Below are 15,051 nucleotides of genomic sequence, written 5' to 3' on the forward strand. Positions count from 1 at the left end.
ATCGCAGTCGATCGGGGCGCGCCGGGAAGGGCTCCAACTCCTCACGCAGAGTGCGCTCGTCGCCCTGCGTGAGCTTGGAGGCGACCTTGACGAGCCTCGACTGCTCTGCAGACCGACACTGCCATGGTGTCCAACTGGCGTGCTCACTCCATCGCATGGGCCTGTGCTCCCCGGGGGCGCATGGGCCAGTGCCTCCGGGAGCATATGCCCCATATGCTCCCGGAGGCACGTGGGTCCTCTTCCCCCGGAAGTCACCGCCCCCGCCGCCGCGTCGTCCGCCGCCACCCGAAGGGCCCCGGCAGGTCCATGGATGTCGTCCGGCGCCCGGTGCTGCTGTGCGTGCGCCGTGGCCCGTGTCGGCCGCCTGTGGTGATCGACCGCGAGCGGCGGTTGATGTTGAGCCGCACTCCGGGAAGGATGCGGAAACTCTTGCGGAACGTGAGTGGCATGGGTTGCCCCCCTGTGACGGTTACGCCGGGTGGTCCCCGGCCGACACCGGGTACCCCGAAGGAGGCCGGGCATGACCAGCCCGCGCCCATGTACTAGAGTTATCTCGACATCGAGATATCTGAGGCGCCCCGCAGCCGCCACCCCGGTAAGGGCTACCTAACTTAGCCTTACCTTAGCGGATCGGTCCATCAGTCGTGGCGGCAGGATTGCGGTGGGTACGCGCACATCAATGAAGGAGACTGTCGTGTCGGCGAACAGCTTCGACGCCCGCAGCACGCTGCAGGTGGGCGACGAGTCGTACGAGATCTTCCGGCTGGACAAGGTGGAAGGCTCGGCTCGCCTTCCGTACAGCCTGAAGGTGCTGCTGGAGAACCTGCTCCGCACCGAGGACGGCGCGAACATCACCGCCGACCACATCCGCGCGCTCGGCTCCTGGGACTCCCAGGCCCGGCCGTCGCAGGAGATCCAGTTCACGCCCGCCCGTGTGATCATGCAGGACTTCACCGGCGTGCCCTGTGTCGTCGACCTCGCCACCATGCGCGAGGCCGTCAAGGCGCTCGGCGGCGACCCGGCGAAGATCAACCCGCTGGCCCCGGCCGAGCTGGTCATCGACCACTCCGTCATCGCCGACAAGTTCGGCACCAACGAGGCGTTCGCGCAGAACGTCGAGCTGGAGTACGGCCGCAACAAGGAGCGCTACCAGTTCCTGCGCTGGGGCCAGACCGCCTTCGACGAGTTCAAGGTCGTCCCGCCAGGCACCGGCATCGTCCACCAGGTCAACATCGAGCACCTGGCCCGTACGATCATGGTCCGCAACGGACAGGCGTACCCCGACACCCTGGTCGGCACCGACTCGCACACCACGATGGTCAACGGCCTGGGTGTCCTCGGCTGGGGCGTAGGCGGCATCGAGGCCGAGGCCGCGATGCTCGGCCAGCCGGTCTCGATGCTCATCCCGCGCGTCGTCGGCTTCAAGCTCACCGGTGAGCTCACGCCCGGCACCACCGCCACGGACCTCGTGCTCACGATCACCGAGATGCTGCGCAAGCACGGCGTCGTCGGCAAGTTCGTCGAGTTCTACGGCGAGGGCGTCGCCGCCACCTCCCTCGCGAACCGCGCCACCATCGGCAACATGTCGCCGGAGTTCGGTTCCACCGCCGCGATCTTCCCGATCGACGCCGAGACCATCAAGTACCTGAAGCTGACGGGCCGCTCCGAGCAGCAGCTCGCGCTCGTCGAGGCGTACGCCAAGGAGCAGGGCCTCTGGCTCGACCCGGCCGCCGAGCCCGACTTCTCCGAGAAGCTGGAGCTCGACCTCTCCACGGTCGTCCCGTCGATCGCCGGCCCGAAGCGCCCGCAGGACCGCATCGTCCTGGCGAACGCCGCCGAGCAGTTCAAGCAGGACGTCCGCAACTACGTGGACAGCGTGGACGAGGCGGGCCAGGAGTCCTTCCCGGCCTCCGACTCCCCGGCGATCCACCCCAACGGCGCCCCGTCGAACCCGGTCCAGGTCACGGCCCCCGACGGCTCGACCTACACGATCGACCACGGAGCGGTGACGGTCGCGGCCATCACCTCCTGCACCAACACCTCGAACCCGTACGTCATGGTCGCCGCCGCGCTCGTCGCGAAGAAGGCCGTGGAGAAGGGCCTGACCCGCAAGCCGTGGGTCAAGACCACCCTCGCCCCGGGCTCCAAGGTCGTCACCGACTACTTCGACAAGGCGGGTCTGACCCCGTACCTCGACAAGGTCGGCTTCAACCTCGTCGGCTACGGCTGCACCACCTGCATCGGCAACTCCGGCCCGCTGCCGGAGGAGGTCTCCAAGGCCGTCAACGATCACGACCTCGCGGTCACCTCGGTCCTCTCCGGCAACCGGAACTTCGAGGGCCGGATCAACCCCGACGTCAAGATGAACTACCTGGCCTCCCCGCCGCTGGTCGTCGCGTACGCCCTTGCGGGCTCCATGAAGGTGGACATCACGCGCGACGCGCTCGGCACCGACACCGAGGGCAAGCCGGTCTACCTTTCCGACATCTGGCCCTCCGAGGCCGAGGTCAACGACGTCGTGGCGAACGCCATCGGCGAGGACATGTTCAACAAGTCCTACCAGGACGTCTTCGCGGGCGACGCCCAGTGGCAGGCGCTGCCGATCCCGACCGGCAACACCTTCGAGTGGGACCCGCAGTCCACCTACGTGCGCAAGCCCCCGTACTTCGAGGGCATGACGATGGAGACCACCCCGGTCTCCGACATCGCCGGCGCCCGCGTCCTGGCCAAGCTGGGCGACTCGGTCACCACCGACCACATCTCCCCGGCCGGTGCGATCAAGGCCGACACCCCGGCGGGCAAGTACCTCACCGAGCACGGTGTCGAGCGTCGTGACTTCAACTCCTACGGCTCTCGCCGTGGCAACCACGAGGTCATGATCCGCGGTACGTTCGCCAACATCCGCCTGCGCAACCAGATCGCGCCGGGCACCGAGGGCGGCTACACCCGCGACTTCACTGTCGAGGGTGCTCCGGTCTCCTTCATCTACGACGCCTCGCGCAACTACATCGAGCAGGGCATCCCGCTGGTCGTCCTGGCCGGCAAGGAGTACGGCTCCGGCTCGTCCCGCGACTGGGCGGCCAAGGGCACCGCGCTCCTCGGCGTCAAGGCCGTCATCGCCGAGTCGTACGAGCGCATCCACCGCTCGAACCTCATCGGCATGGGCGTCCTGCCGCTCCAGTTCCCGGAGGGCGCCTCCGCCGAGTCCCTCGGTCTCACCGGCGAGGAGACCTTCTCCTTCACCGGCGTCGAGGAGCTGAACAACGGCACCACCCCGCGCACGGTGAAGGTCACCACCGACACGGGCGTCGAGTTCGACGCGGTCGTCCGCATCGACACCCCCGGCGAGGCGGACTACTACCGCAACGGCGGCATCATGCAGTACGTGCTGCGCAACCTGATCCGCAACTAGGCGGTCCGGACCGCAAGCAGGCGGTCCGGCAGGGCAGTTGAGGGCCGCATCCCCGATGGCGGGGGTGCGGCCCTGCGCCGTTCGCCGTGTGCCGTGCCGCTCAGGACATCGGCAGGGCTCAGGTGGAACACAGGGTTCCCTCAGTGGACCGGGACACGATTGCTGCATGTCTGGCACTTCTGGGGTCCGTGGCGGCCGCGTCCGTGTGCTGATCGTCGATGACGAGCCGGGGCTCACGGAGCTGTTGTCCGTCGCCGTCACCGAGGCGGGGTGGCGGCCCTGTCCGGCGGCCGACGGGGAGAGCGCGCTGCGTCTCGCCCGCGGCCGCGCCCCGCACGCCGTGGTGCTCGACGGGATGCTGCCCGACCTGGACGGACTCCAGGTGCTGCGGCGGCTGCGGTACGAGAATCCCAAGCTGCCGGTTCTCATGCTCACCGCCCGGGACGCGCTGGAACACCGCCTGGACGGGCTGGTCGCCGGCGCCGGCGACTACGTGACGAAACCCTTCTCCCTGGAGGAGGTCGTGCTGCGGCTGCGCGGGCTGCTGCGCCGGGCCGGTGCCGCCGAGGCGCGGCCCGACGGGGCCGCGCTCGTGCTCGGCGATCTTGTGCTGGACGCGGAGACCCGCGAGGTGCACCGCGACGGTACGCCCGTCCAGCTCACGGCCAAGGAGTTCGACCTGCTCAGCCTGCTGCTCAGTCATCCGCGCCAGGTGCTGAGCAAGGCCCAGATCCTGGACCACGTGTGGAGCAGCTCCTTCGACGGCGGCGGGAACCTGGTCGAGGTGTACATCTCCTGCCTGCGCCGGAAGATCGACAAGGGGCGGACGCCCATGATCCACACGGTGCGCGGGGTGGGATACGCCATCAGGCCGCCGGAGGCGGGGAGATGACCGGGGTGCGGACCGTACGGGCCGTACGGGGTATACGGGTTATACGGGACCGACTGCGCGGGCGTTCGCCGCGGGCCCGGCTGCGCGGGCGGTCCCTGCGGACGCGGCTCCTCGTCTTCATCAGCGCGGCGCTGGTCGTCGTCTGCGCGGCCATGGCCCTCACCACCGTCTTCGCCCAACGCGCCTATCTGCTCGGCAACCTCGACCAGCGGGTCACCGACGCCGCCGAGCGCAGCCAGGGCGGCGTCCAGGTCGGGCCGGACGTCGACACGGACCTGGCGTTTCTCAACGAGCAGGGGCAGGCCGCCGGTACCGTCGCCGCCCGGCTCGACGACCACGGGCACATCCTCTCCGCCCAGGTCGTGACCGGCGCCGGCGGACTGGAGGCCCTCACCGGCGCCCAGCGCGTCGCCCTCGACGGGATCAAGGCCGACGGCTCGCTGCACACCCGGACCCTCCCCAGCCTGGGCACCTACCGGGTCACCGCCCTCGACGGCGGCGGACGGCCCGTCCTCACCGCCCTCCCCATGGACGACGTACAGGACATGATCCGGGGCCTGGTCATGGTCGAGGCTGCGGTGGCGGTCGCCGGGCTCACCGCCGCCGCGTGCGTCTGCGCCGTCGTCATCCGGCGTCAACTGCGCCCGCTCGGGCGGGTCGCCGCCACGGCCGTCGAGGTCTCCCGCTCGCCGCTGGGGCACGGCGAGGTCACCGGGCTGACCCGGGTCCCTGACCGGGACACCGACCCCCGCAGCGAGGCGGGCCAGGTGGGCGCCGCCCTCAACCGCATGATCGACCACGTCGAGTTCTCGCTCGCGGAACGCCAGCGCGGCGAGGAGGAAATGCGCCGCAGCGAGGAACGCATGCGCCGCTTCCTCGCCGACGCCAGCCATGAACTCCGTACGCCCCTCGCGTCCATCGCGGGCTACGCGGAACTGATGAACCGTGGCACCGAGAAGATCGAGGCGACGCTGGCCTGGCGACGCGTCTCCGCCGAGTCGGCCCGGATGACGGGCCTGGTCGAGGATCTGCTGCTGCTCGCCCGGCTCGACGAGGGGCGGCCACTGGAGTCCGCCGAGGTGGACGTCGCGGCGCTCGTCGCGGAGGCGGTGTGGGACGCGCGGGCCGCGGCGGAGGGCCACAACTGGCAGTTGACGCTGCTGCTCGACACCCCGGCCCTCGTCGTCGGTGATGAGGCCCGGCTGCAGCAAGTGGTGGCCAACCTGTTGGCCAACGCCCGTGTGCACACACCTGTTGGCACCACGGTGACCGCCTCGGTCGAGGCCACGGACACGCGTTGCGTCATCCGCATACGCGACGACGGCCCCGGCATCCCGCCCGCACTGCTCCCCAGGGTCTTCGAGCGCTTCACCCGCGCCGACGCGTCCCGCTCCCGGATGTCCCCCAAGGACGGCGGCTCCGGCCTCGGTCTCGCCATCGCCGCGGCGATCACGGCGGCCCACCACGGCACCATCCACGTGGAAAGCGCCCCGGGCCGCACGGAGTTCACCATCGAACTGCCACCGGCCGGCCCGGCGACGACGGCGGGCACGACGACGACAGCGGTGGGCGCGACCACGGGCGGTGCTACGACGACGACGGACACGGCCGCGCGCGGTGGTGCGACGACGGCGGACACGGCCACAGGCGTCGGCACGACGGCGGCAGGCTCAACCTCAACACCTACCCCAACCGCGGCCCCAACCGCAGCCCCGGCGTCAGCCTGAACCCCCGCCCCACGGACGGAGGTCGGTCAAGCCCCCGGAGCCCGACCTAGACCCAGCCCAGGGTCTGTCCGATCACGAACGGGGCGGGGATCAGCAGCGCCATGCCGAGCCAAGGGCCCACGGGATGACCCTCCTGGCGAGGCATCAGGATGTCCACCACCAGCACCATTCCAAGGACGAACCCGCAGCCCAGCACGGCGCCGGTGATCATGCCGAGCGCGTTGTCGGGGGTCTCCTTGTCGCAGCCGATGCCGCCCCCGCAGTCGACCGACGGGTACTTGGTCAGCAGCCACCGCAGGCACAGGCCCGGGACGATCGCGACCAGCCCGATCAGGAGATTGGCCAGCGCGGGCGCCCACAGGCTGCGAACGGTGCTCGTACCGTCAACGGCGCTCGTGCCACAGTCGGCACTGGGCCCGCGGTCGGCACTGCGGCCGCGACCGGCACTCGAAACGCGCTCGGCACCCGGGCCCGGACCGGCCCCGCTCTCGTCGTCACCAGCCGTTTCGGAGCTGCGCACCAGCCCGCCTTTTCCCTTGCCCGCATTCATGTGGTTCTCACAGATGGAAGAGGGGATGGGCGCGCGCGGGGTTCCGGAGAGCCCGGCCCGCCGGCATCGCGCAGGCCTCCTACGCCCCTCGCGCCGCCTTCGTGTGTCCGGATTGCTTGCCGCGCCGGGCGTTTACAGGGGTTCCGGTGCGCGCTGACTTCCCCACCGAGGTGGGAGCGCTCCCACCTCGGTGGACCGGAACCCGCCCCCGGAGTCGCCCCCATCCCACGTACGCGTTCCTCATGGCCAACCAGCGAAGGGGTGTCTGCCATGCACCTGACACACTCTCCTGGAGCGGCAGGCTCCCGGCGAACAAGTCGGGCCGCCACATCACCTACATGGCGTGGCAGCGCTCGGGCAGCGCGGAGACCTTCTACTCCTGCTCCGACGTCGTCTTCGACGGCGGCAACGGCGAAGTGACGGGCATCCACGACCCGGGCAATCCGACCGAGCCGCCACCCGGCGCGTGCTCCGCGACCCGTCGTACGACCAACAGCTGGTCCGGCGGCTACCAGTCCGAGGTGACCGTCACCAACACCGGCGACGTCCCGATGCTCGGCTGGATGGTCGACCGGTCGCTGCCGAGCGGACAGTCGGTCGCCGGCCTGTGGGGCGGCAACGCGACGTACGACGGCCAGGACGTGATGGTGCACAGCGCCGACTGGAACGGGGCGCTGGATCCGGGCGAAAGCACGACGTTGGGGTACGTCGTCGCCGGGGCGGGTGATGATCCGTCAACAACTTTGCCGTGTCGGGTGGGTTGAACCCGCACTGCTCAGGGCGGACCGGGTGGGTGGTTCGGGACTCACCCGGTCCGCGAGCCCGGGCGGGGTCGGGGGAGGCCCCTGCCCGGGATGGTGCGTAGCTTTCGGGGGTGCTGCGGTGGCTTGTGCCGATCGCGGTGTGCGACAACGTTGTCGAATGGTCTGTACATGACTCTACCGCCTCAACGGACAACGATGTCAAGCCAGTTGATCGACACCGCTGGACGGACTGCTCCATGGGGGTGGACGTCGGCGGCGTCGGCGGCGCCGTACGCGGTCTTCCGCCGTACCCGTGGCGCACGTTACTGTCCCTGCGGCTTGTGCGACCTGTGGTGCGCGACCCGTCCGAAGGAGGAGGGGCCGCGTCATGCGTTTCCGTCCGTCATCCGTTCTGCTGGCCGTCGTTCTGACGGTCGGCGGCGCCACCCCGGCGCTCGCAGCACCCCCGTCCGCTCCACCCGATCTGGTCCGGGACCCCACCGCGTACGTCGATCCGCTCATCGGTACCAAGAACGGCGGCAATGTCTTCCCGGGCGCTGTCGTGCCCTTCGGCATGCTCTCCTGGAGCCCCGAGAACACCCGCGGGGACGCCACCCGCACGGCCGCGCCAGGTGGTTACCAGTACGACGCGACGCGCATCCGGGGCTTCAGCCTCACCCACATGTCCGGCACGGGATGCGCGGGCGGCAGCGGCGACATCCCGTTCTTCCCGTACGCCGGTGAGGTCACCTCCTCCCCGGCGAGCGACACCAAGGACGCCGTGTTTGCGGCCGACTTCGCGCACACCGACGAGACCGCCGAGCCCGGTCACTACAAGGTGGGCCTCGCCTCGGGCGTCACCGCCGACCTGACGGCCACCGCGCGCACGGGCTCGGGCCGCTTCACCTTCCCCGCCGACAAACCCGCCTCCCTGCTGATCCGTACCGCCAACTCCGAGGTCGGGTCGACGGATTCGTCCGTGAAGATCGATCCGGCGACCCGCACGGTCTCCGGCTCCGTCACCTCGGGGAACTTCTGTGGCTACCTCGACCCGGAGGGCCAACGCGCCTACTACACCCTCTACTTCACCGCACACTTCGACCGTGACTTCAAGGCGACCGGCACCTGGCAGGACGACAAGCTGAGCCCGGGAACCACCGAGGCCGGCGGCGGCACCGGCGGATTCGGGCAGGGCGGCCGGCCTGTCGCGGGCAAGGGCGCCGGCGGCTATGTGGAGTTCGAGCCCGGGGCCGATCCCGTGAACGTCAAGGTCGGTATCTCGTACGTCAGTCAGGCGGGCGCCGAGGCCAACCTCGCCGCCGAGAACCCGCCGTCCCGTTCCTTCGCCTCCGTCCAGGACGCCGCCCATCGCGCCTGGCGCGACCGGCTCGGTGCCATCCGGGTCGGCGGCGGCACCGACGACCGGCGCGCCACCTTCTACACCGCGCTCTACCACGCCCTGCTGCACCCGAACGTCATCAGTGACGCCGATCGCAGATACAGAGGCCCAGACGACAAGGTCCATGTCGTCGGCCGCGGCCACCGGGCGCAGTACGGCACCTTCTCCGGCTGGGACGTCTACCGCTCCCAGGTCCAGCTGCTCACCCTTCTCGACCCGGACACCGGCTCCGACATCGCGCAGTCGCTGCTCGAACTCGCCCGGCAGAACGGGGGAGTCTGGGACCGCTGGCTGCACGGCGCGAGCGGCACGCACGTCATGAACGGCGACCCCTCGGCGCCCGCGCTCGCCGGTATCCGGGCCTTCGGCGGCACGGACTTCGACCTGAGGGGCGCGCTCGACTCCCTGGTCCGGGCGGCGACCGTGCCGACCGAGCAGGATCTCTCCTCGGCGGGCAAGCCGGTCCTCTCCGTGGGCCAACGACCCTCCCTCGACAAGTACTTGGACCACCACTACATGCCGTCCGTCTCCAACGCCTGGGGCGGCGCCGCCGAGACCCTGGAGATGTCGGGCGCGGACTTCGCGATCTCCCAACTGGCCTCGGCGGCAGGGGAGAAGAAGACCGCCGCCGACTTCGCCCGCCGCTCCCAGTGGTGGCAGAACAACTTCAACATCGCGGCCGACCAGAGCGGCGGCTACATCGCCAACCGCAAGGCGGACGGCAGCTGGGTCACCGGCTTCACCCCGGCCACCGGCAACGGCTTCGTGGAAGGTACGGCGGCCCAGTACACCTGGATGGTGCAGCACGACCCGGCCGGCCTCTTCGCGGCGATGGGCGGCCGTGACAAGGCCCTCGACCGTCTGGACGCCTTCTTCCACAACGCGGACGGCAGCTGGGCCTTCACGGGCAGCGAGGGCGACAAGTCCGAGCTGGACAACGAGCCCTCGATCAACGTGCCCTACCTGTACGACTACGTGGGCGCGCCCTACAAGGCGCAGCAGACCGTCCGCGCGGCGATGAACGAGCTGTGGTCGACGCAGCCCGGCGGTATCCCCGGCAACGACGACCTCGGCGAGATGTCGTCCTGGTATGTCTTCTCCGCGCTCGGCATGTATCCCCAGGTGCCCTCACGCGCCGAACTCACCCTGTCCTCACCGCTGTTCCCGAGAATCGAGATCGAGCGCCCGCACGGTGACGACATCGAGATCTGGGCGGCCGGCGCGGCGTCCGACGCTCCGTATATCCACTCCCTGAAGGTCAACGACCGTACCAGCGACCGGCCTTGGCTGCCCGCCTCCTTCGTCCGGGACGGCGGCACCCTCGACTACACGCTGAGCGGCACCCCCGACGAGCAGTGGGGCAGCTCCGAAGCCGCCGCCCCGCCCTCCTTCCGCGAGGGCGAGCAGCCGTACCAGATCGGCGTGGGCCCGACCACGGCGACGCTCGCGCCCGGCGGCAGCACGAAGCTCGACATCCGCGCCCTCGCCCTGAGCGGCGGCGCCGGGCCCGAGGTGCGCTTCCGGGTGGACGCGCCGGACGGTGTGACGGCGACACCCGCTGAGGGCACGGTGACCGACGGCACCCAGCAGATCACCCTGGCGGCCGGCGACGACGCCAAGCAGGGCTTCTACGACGTCAAGGTCACCGTGACATCGGCCGACACGTCGTACGAGCAACCGGTGGCCCTCACGGTCGCGGCCCCCGGCTCCCTCCTCGCCGCGTACAACAACACCGGTGTCTCGGACGACACCGGCGACCACGACGAGGCCGACTACGACGGCGGCGGCTGGAGCTACTCCCGTCAGGCCCTCGCCGACGCGGGCCTGACACCCGGAAAGCAGGGCACCGTGGACGGCCTCACCTTCACCTGGCCCGACTCCCCGTCCGGCCGCCCCGACAACGCCTCGGCGACCGGCCAGACCATTGAACTCGCCGACGGGGCAACGCAGTTGTCCTTCATCGGCAGCGCGGTCAACGGCAACCAGCAGACCAAGGCGACCGTCACCTACACCGACGGCACCACCGACTCCATCGACCTCTCCTTCACCGACTGGACCGTCGGCGGCGGAGGCGGCACCGTCCAGTACGGCAACGAGACCGTCGCCAAGGCCGCGTACCGCAACGTCGCCGGCGCCGACAAGGACCCGGTGACGACCTACGTCTTCGCCACCAAGCCCTTCCAGGCCCCGTCCGGCAGGACCGTCAAGAGCGTGCAGCTGCCGGACAACGCGGACCTGCACGTCTTCACCCTCGCGGTGAACTGATCCGGACCGGATGAGCCGCACCACATGAACGCGGGGCGGGCGCGGAGTGATCTCCGCGCCCGCCCCTCTCCCGTGGGGGGATGTGCGTCAGGCGAGCAGTTCCACCTCCGCGAGCGTCGCCTCGCCGTCGAGGACCAGGCGGTAGTGCGCGTACGAGCCCGGGTCCGCGACCGTGAACGCCCGGGTCTGCTTGTCCCAGGTGAAGGACTCGCCGGAGCGCTTGTCGAGGTCGGTCCACTGGCTGCCGTCGGACGAGCCCTGCAGGACCCAGCCGGCCGGAGCCAACGCGCGGTCCGACGAGCATGTCAGGGTGTACTGAACTCCCTTGGTGGCGGCGGAGATCGGCAGATCCACGGACGTGACGGCCGCCTCCGTCGCCGACGTGTTGTCGAAGAGCGCGCCGTCTCCCTTGAGGGCGTCCGAGCGGGGCGAGGGCACCTTGTCGTCCCGCGTGATCGACACGGGCGCCGCGTTCTTGCCGGTGCCCCAGGAGGACGGCTTGGCGCCCATGTCGAACTCCAGTACTCCACCACGCGAGATGAGCGAGTGCGGGAGTGAAGTCGACGTCCACTTCTTGCCGTTGACCTCCAGGCCCTGCACGTACACGTTCTTCGCGCTGTTCCTGGGCGCCTTGACGACCAGGTCCTTGCCGTTCTCCAGGTGGACCGTCGCCTTGGTGAACAACGGGGAGCCGATGGCGTATTCGCCGCTGCCCATCACCAGCGGGTAGAAGCCGAGCGAGGAGAAGAGGTACCAGGCCGACTGCTCGCCGTTGTCCTCGTCGCCGTGGTAGCCCTGCCCGATCTCACTGCCGGTGTAGAGGCGGGAGAGGACCTCGCGGACGTTCTTCTGGGTCTCCCAGGGCCGGCCCGCCGCGTCATACATGTAATTGACGTGGTGCGCCACCTGGTTGGAGTGCCCGTACATGCCCATCCGTACGTCACGGGCCTCGGTCATCTCATGGATGACCCCGCCGTACGAGCCCACGAAGTCGGGCGAGGCCGTCTCGGGCGTCGCGAAGTACGCGTCGAGTTTCTCCGCCAAACCGCTCCGGCCGCCGTACAGATTGGCGAGTCCACGGGAGTCCTGCGGCGCGGTGAAGGCGTAGCCCCAGCCGTTCGTCTCGGTGTAGTCGTAGCCCCACACACGCGGGTCGTACTTCGACGAATCGACCCGCCAGTCGCCCTTGTCGTCGCGGCCCTGGAAGAAGCCGGCCTTCGAGTCGAAGAGGTTCACGTAGTCCTGGGCGCGGTTGAGGAAGTAGTCCGACTCCTCCTTGTAGCGCTTCTTGCCCGTCTTCTTGTAGAGCGCCCGGCCCATCTCCGCGATGCCGTAGTCGTTGACGTATCCCTCCATCGCCCACGACAGGCCCTCACCCGTGGCCGTGCTGGTGTAGCCGAGGAAGGGGGAGGTCGACATGCCCTTGCGGCCCACGCCCGATGCGGGCGGGACGACGGTCGCGTTCTTCAGGGCCGCGGCGTACGCCGATTCCGCGTCGAAGTCGACACCCTTCACATAGGCGTCCGCGAACGCCACGTCCGACGAGGTGCCGGTCATCAGGTCCGCGTAACCCGGCGAGGACCAGCGCGAGGTCCAGCCGCCGTCCTTGTACTGCTGCACGAACCCGTCGACCATCTCACCCGCCTGGCTGGGCGTCAGCAGTGAGTACGCCGGCCAGGTCGTCCGATAGGTGTCCCAGAAGCCGTTGTTGACGTACACCTTGCCGTCGACGATCTTCGCGCCGGTGTGGGTGGGGGTGTCCGGGCTCGGCATCGGCGAGAACGGCGACGCGTACTGGTCCTTCGAACCGACCTTCTCGAAGCCGGAGTTGGGGTACAGGTACAGCCGGTACATGCTGGAGTACAGCGTCGTCAGCTGGTCCGGAGTCGCGCCCTCGACCTCGACCTTGCCGAGCAGCTTGTCCCACTGCTTCTGCGCCCGGTCCTTCACCGTGCCGAAGGGCGTGCCGTCGGGAATCTCCTGACGGAGGTTGTCCTTGGCCTGGTCGATGCTGATCAGCGAGGTGGCGAGGCGCAGGGTGACGGTGTGGTCGGCGCCGGCCTTGAACTTCAGGTACCCCTTGACCCCCGATGAGCTCCCGTCCGTCACCGGCGCGTCGAACACCCCGTACACGAAGAGCCGTGTCGCCCCCGTCGACAGCCCGGACTTCACATCCGAATACCCGGTGACGATCCCGTTCTCCTTGTCGAGCGTCAGCCCCGCCTGCTCGGTGACGTTGTCGAAGACCACGCTCGCGTCGTCACCGGGATAGGTGAACCTCAGCGAGGCCGCGTGGTCCGTCGGCGCCATCTCCGCCTTGAGCCCGTTCTCGAAGGTCACCCCGTAGTAGTAGGGGCGCGCGGTCTCGTTCTCGTGCCGGAAGGCGAGCTCGCGGGCCTCCCGGCCGGTGTCCGGGGTGCCCGACGCGGCCGACGGCATCACCTGGAAGGTCTGCCGGTCACCCATCCAGGGGCTGGGCTCATGGCTCGCGCTGAACGCCTGGATCGTGGGCAGATTGTCCGAGTTGTTTGCGCGTGCGTAGTCATAGAGCCAGCTCAGCGAGCCCGCGTTGGTCACCGGCGTCCAGAAATTGAAGCCGTGCGGGACGGCCGTCGCCGGGAAGTTGTTGCCGCGCGAGAAGCCACCGCTGGAGTTGGTGCCGCGGATGGTCGACGCGTAGTCGGACAGATGGGCCTTCGGCTTCTCGGGCTGCTGCACACGAAGCGAGACGTCGTCCAGCCAGCCGCGGAACTTGGCGGGCCCCTTCGGCGAGTCGTACGCCAGCAGGATCCGGTCCACGGTCTTGCCGGCCGCGACCGAGCCGATCCGCGAGGCCACGTTGTTCCACTGATTGACGTACAGCACCTTGGACGCGCCCTGCCCCTGCGGCGTCAGCGCGAAGCCGTGCTGGTCCGTCGCGTGGAGGTCACTGAGGTAGCTGCCGTCGGTGAAGACCAGGTCCACCGCCACGTTCGTGGCGTCGTAGTCCCGGTCGCCGTCCGCCATGGACGGGAAGATCCGGTACGACAGCTCGGTGTCCCGCCCGACGCCCACGTTCACGTCGAAGACCTTGTTGTACGAGTACGCCCTGCCGTCCGGCTTGTGCGTACCGGCGTAGCGCAGCGCCCGCTTGCCCGTGAAGCCCGCGCCGGCCTTCGCGGTGGGCGACCCGCTCGGACCGCGGTCCACCAGCGAGAGCATGTCCTTGGGCGTCGGGTCGTCGCTCTGGCCCGTCGAGAACTGCACGTCGGCCAGCTGGAGGATGTCGCCGCCGTTGTTCTTCGTGACATCGAGCCGGAAGTGCTGGTACTCGGCGGGGCTCGCGATGTCGTACGACTTCGTCTGGAACCGCTCGCCGAAGGACTCGCCTGAGCGGGTGTCGAGGGTCTTCCAGTCCTTGCCGTCCGTCGAGCCCTGGAGGGTCCAGTCCTGCGGGTCGCGCTCGTCGTGGTCGTTGGCCGAAGTAAGCGCGTACGTAACGACCTTGGCCGGGGCGTCCAGGTCGAACTCCGCCCAGCCGGTGGGCTCGAAGGTCAGCCACTTGGTGCTCGACTCGCCGTCGACGAGGTTCTCCTTCACCTCGCCCGCGCCGGTGTTCTCGCCGCTGGCGCGGACGTCGGTGACGTGGTCGGTGACATTGCCGGGGATGCCGGTGCTGTAGCCGCCGTCGACGCCGGACGACCGCTTGGTGCCGTCTGGTGTTGTATCGACCGTATTGAGCCAGTCCGGAGCGGGATCACCCGATTCGAACGAGGAGGCGAACTCGCGGTCCGTGGCCGCCGCTTGGGCGGGCAGGGCGACGGCCGCGCCCTGCGAGGCGACGACCAGGGAAAGCGCTGCCACCCCCATGACCGTTGAGGAACCCCATCTGGGCCGAGCCGAAGAACTCCGTCTGTACCGAGCCCTGTACTGCATGGGCGAGCACCCTCCCTGCGCTGGACAACGTTGTCAAATTCGCTGCGCAAGGACCATTTGGGCGTCAAGTTGTCAGTGATGTCAAGGGTGTTGTGTGTGGCATCCGGTGTGAATGCCGTGCGACGAACTGCGCATTGCGTTCAATGCG

The 15,051-nt window shown here is 69.4% G+C and carries 7 protein-coding genes and 1 pseudogene; 5 read left to right on the forward strand and 3 right to left on the reverse strand.

Annotation, left to right across the window (positions count from 1 at the left end; genetic code table 11):
* Positions 1-251: 251 nt before the first annotated feature.
* On the reverse strand, positions 252-449 hold the full coding sequence (locus ACZ4RZ_RS27270; RefSeq protein ID WP_467748420.1) for a DUF4236 domain-containing protein: 198 nt from the start codon (positions 447-449) through the stop codon (positions 252-254).
* 245 nt (positions 450-694) lie between these two features.
* Here ACZ4RZ_RS27270 and acnA point away from each other — a divergent pair, with 245 nt between their 5' ends.
* From acnA to ACZ4RZ_RS27285, 3 genes are all read left to right on the forward strand, one after another.
* Positions 695-3,412 carry an aconitate hydratase AcnA gene (acnA, locus tag ACZ4RZ_RS27275; protein ID WP_467748422.1) on the forward strand — a complete coding sequence of 906 codons (2,718 nt, stop codon included), beginning with the start codon at positions 695-697 and terminating at the stop codon, positions 3,410-3,412.
* A gap of 166 nt (positions 3,413-3,578) precedes the next feature.
* Complete coding sequence (locus ACZ4RZ_RS27280; RefSeq protein WP_467748423.1) at positions 3,579-4,304, forward strand: response regulator transcription factor; 726 nt, start codon at positions 3,579-3,581, stop codon at positions 4,302-4,304.
* A 152-nt stretch (positions 4,305-4,456) separates the two neighbouring features.
* Entirely contained in the window at positions 4,457-6,031 is a 1,575-nt protein-coding gene (locus ACZ4RZ_RS27285; RefSeq protein WP_467748425.1) for a HAMP domain-containing sensor histidine kinase, read from the forward strand.
* 46 nt (positions 6,032-6,077) lie between these two features.
* On the opposite strand, the gene ACZ4RZ_RS27290 is transcribed toward ACZ4RZ_RS27285, so the two are convergent.
* Complete coding sequence (locus ACZ4RZ_RS27290) at positions 6,078-6,551, reverse strand: hypothetical protein (RefSeq protein WP_467748427.1); 474 nt, start codon at positions 6,549-6,551, stop codon at positions 6,078-6,080.
* A gap of 185 nt (positions 6,552-6,736) precedes the next feature.
* On the opposite strand from ACZ4RZ_RS27290, the pseudogene ACZ4RZ_RS27295 reads away from it, so the two are divergent.
* Positions 6,737-7,345: pseudogene (locus tag ACZ4RZ_RS27295) on the forward strand (cellulose binding domain-containing protein); the annotation flags it as partial.
* Between the two features lie 367 nt (positions 7,346-7,712).
* The gene (locus tag ACZ4RZ_RS27300; RefSeq protein ID WP_467748428.1) at positions 7,713-10,988 is read left to right on the forward strand and encodes a GH92 family glycosyl hydrolase; all 3,276 of its coding nucleotides are present in this window, start codon (positions 7,713-7,715) and stop codon (positions 10,986-10,988) included.
* An 87-nt stretch (positions 10,989-11,075) separates the two neighbouring features.
* Here the strand turns inward: ACZ4RZ_RS27300 and ACZ4RZ_RS27305 are convergent, their stop codons facing one another.
* A complete protein-coding gene (locus ACZ4RZ_RS27305; RefSeq protein ID WP_467748429.1) occupies positions 11,076-14,903 on the reverse strand; it encodes a GH92 family glycosyl hydrolase in 3,828 nt (1,275 codons plus the stop codon).
* Positions 14,904-15,051 lie beyond the last annotated feature (148 nt).

It is taken from the genome of Streptomyces sp. NPDC027189 (genome assembly GCF_055566975.1).

Excerpts from the sequence above, each read along its gene's own strand:
- ACZ4RZ_RS27270 (WP_467748420.1), bottom strand. The coding sequence starts at position 449 with ATGCCACTCACGTTCCGCAAGAGTTTCCGCATCCTTCCCGGAGTGCGG.
- ACZ4RZ_RS27280 (WP_467748423.1), top strand. The coding sequence starts at position 3,579 with ATGTCTGGCACTTCTGGGGTCCGTGGCGGCCGCGTCCGTGTGCTGATC.
- ACZ4RZ_RS27285 (WP_467748425.1), top strand. The coding sequence starts at position 4,457 with ATGGCCCTCACCACCGTCTTCGCCCAACGCGCCTATCTGCTCGGCAAC.
- ACZ4RZ_RS27300 (WP_467748428.1), top strand. The coding sequence starts at position 7,713 with ATGCGTTTCCGTCCGTCATCCGTTCTGCTGGCCGTCGTTCTGACGGTC.
- ACZ4RZ_RS27305 (WP_467748429.1), bottom strand. The coding sequence starts at position 14,903 with ATGCAGTACAGGGCTCGGTACAGACGGAGTTCTTCGGCTCGGCCCAGA.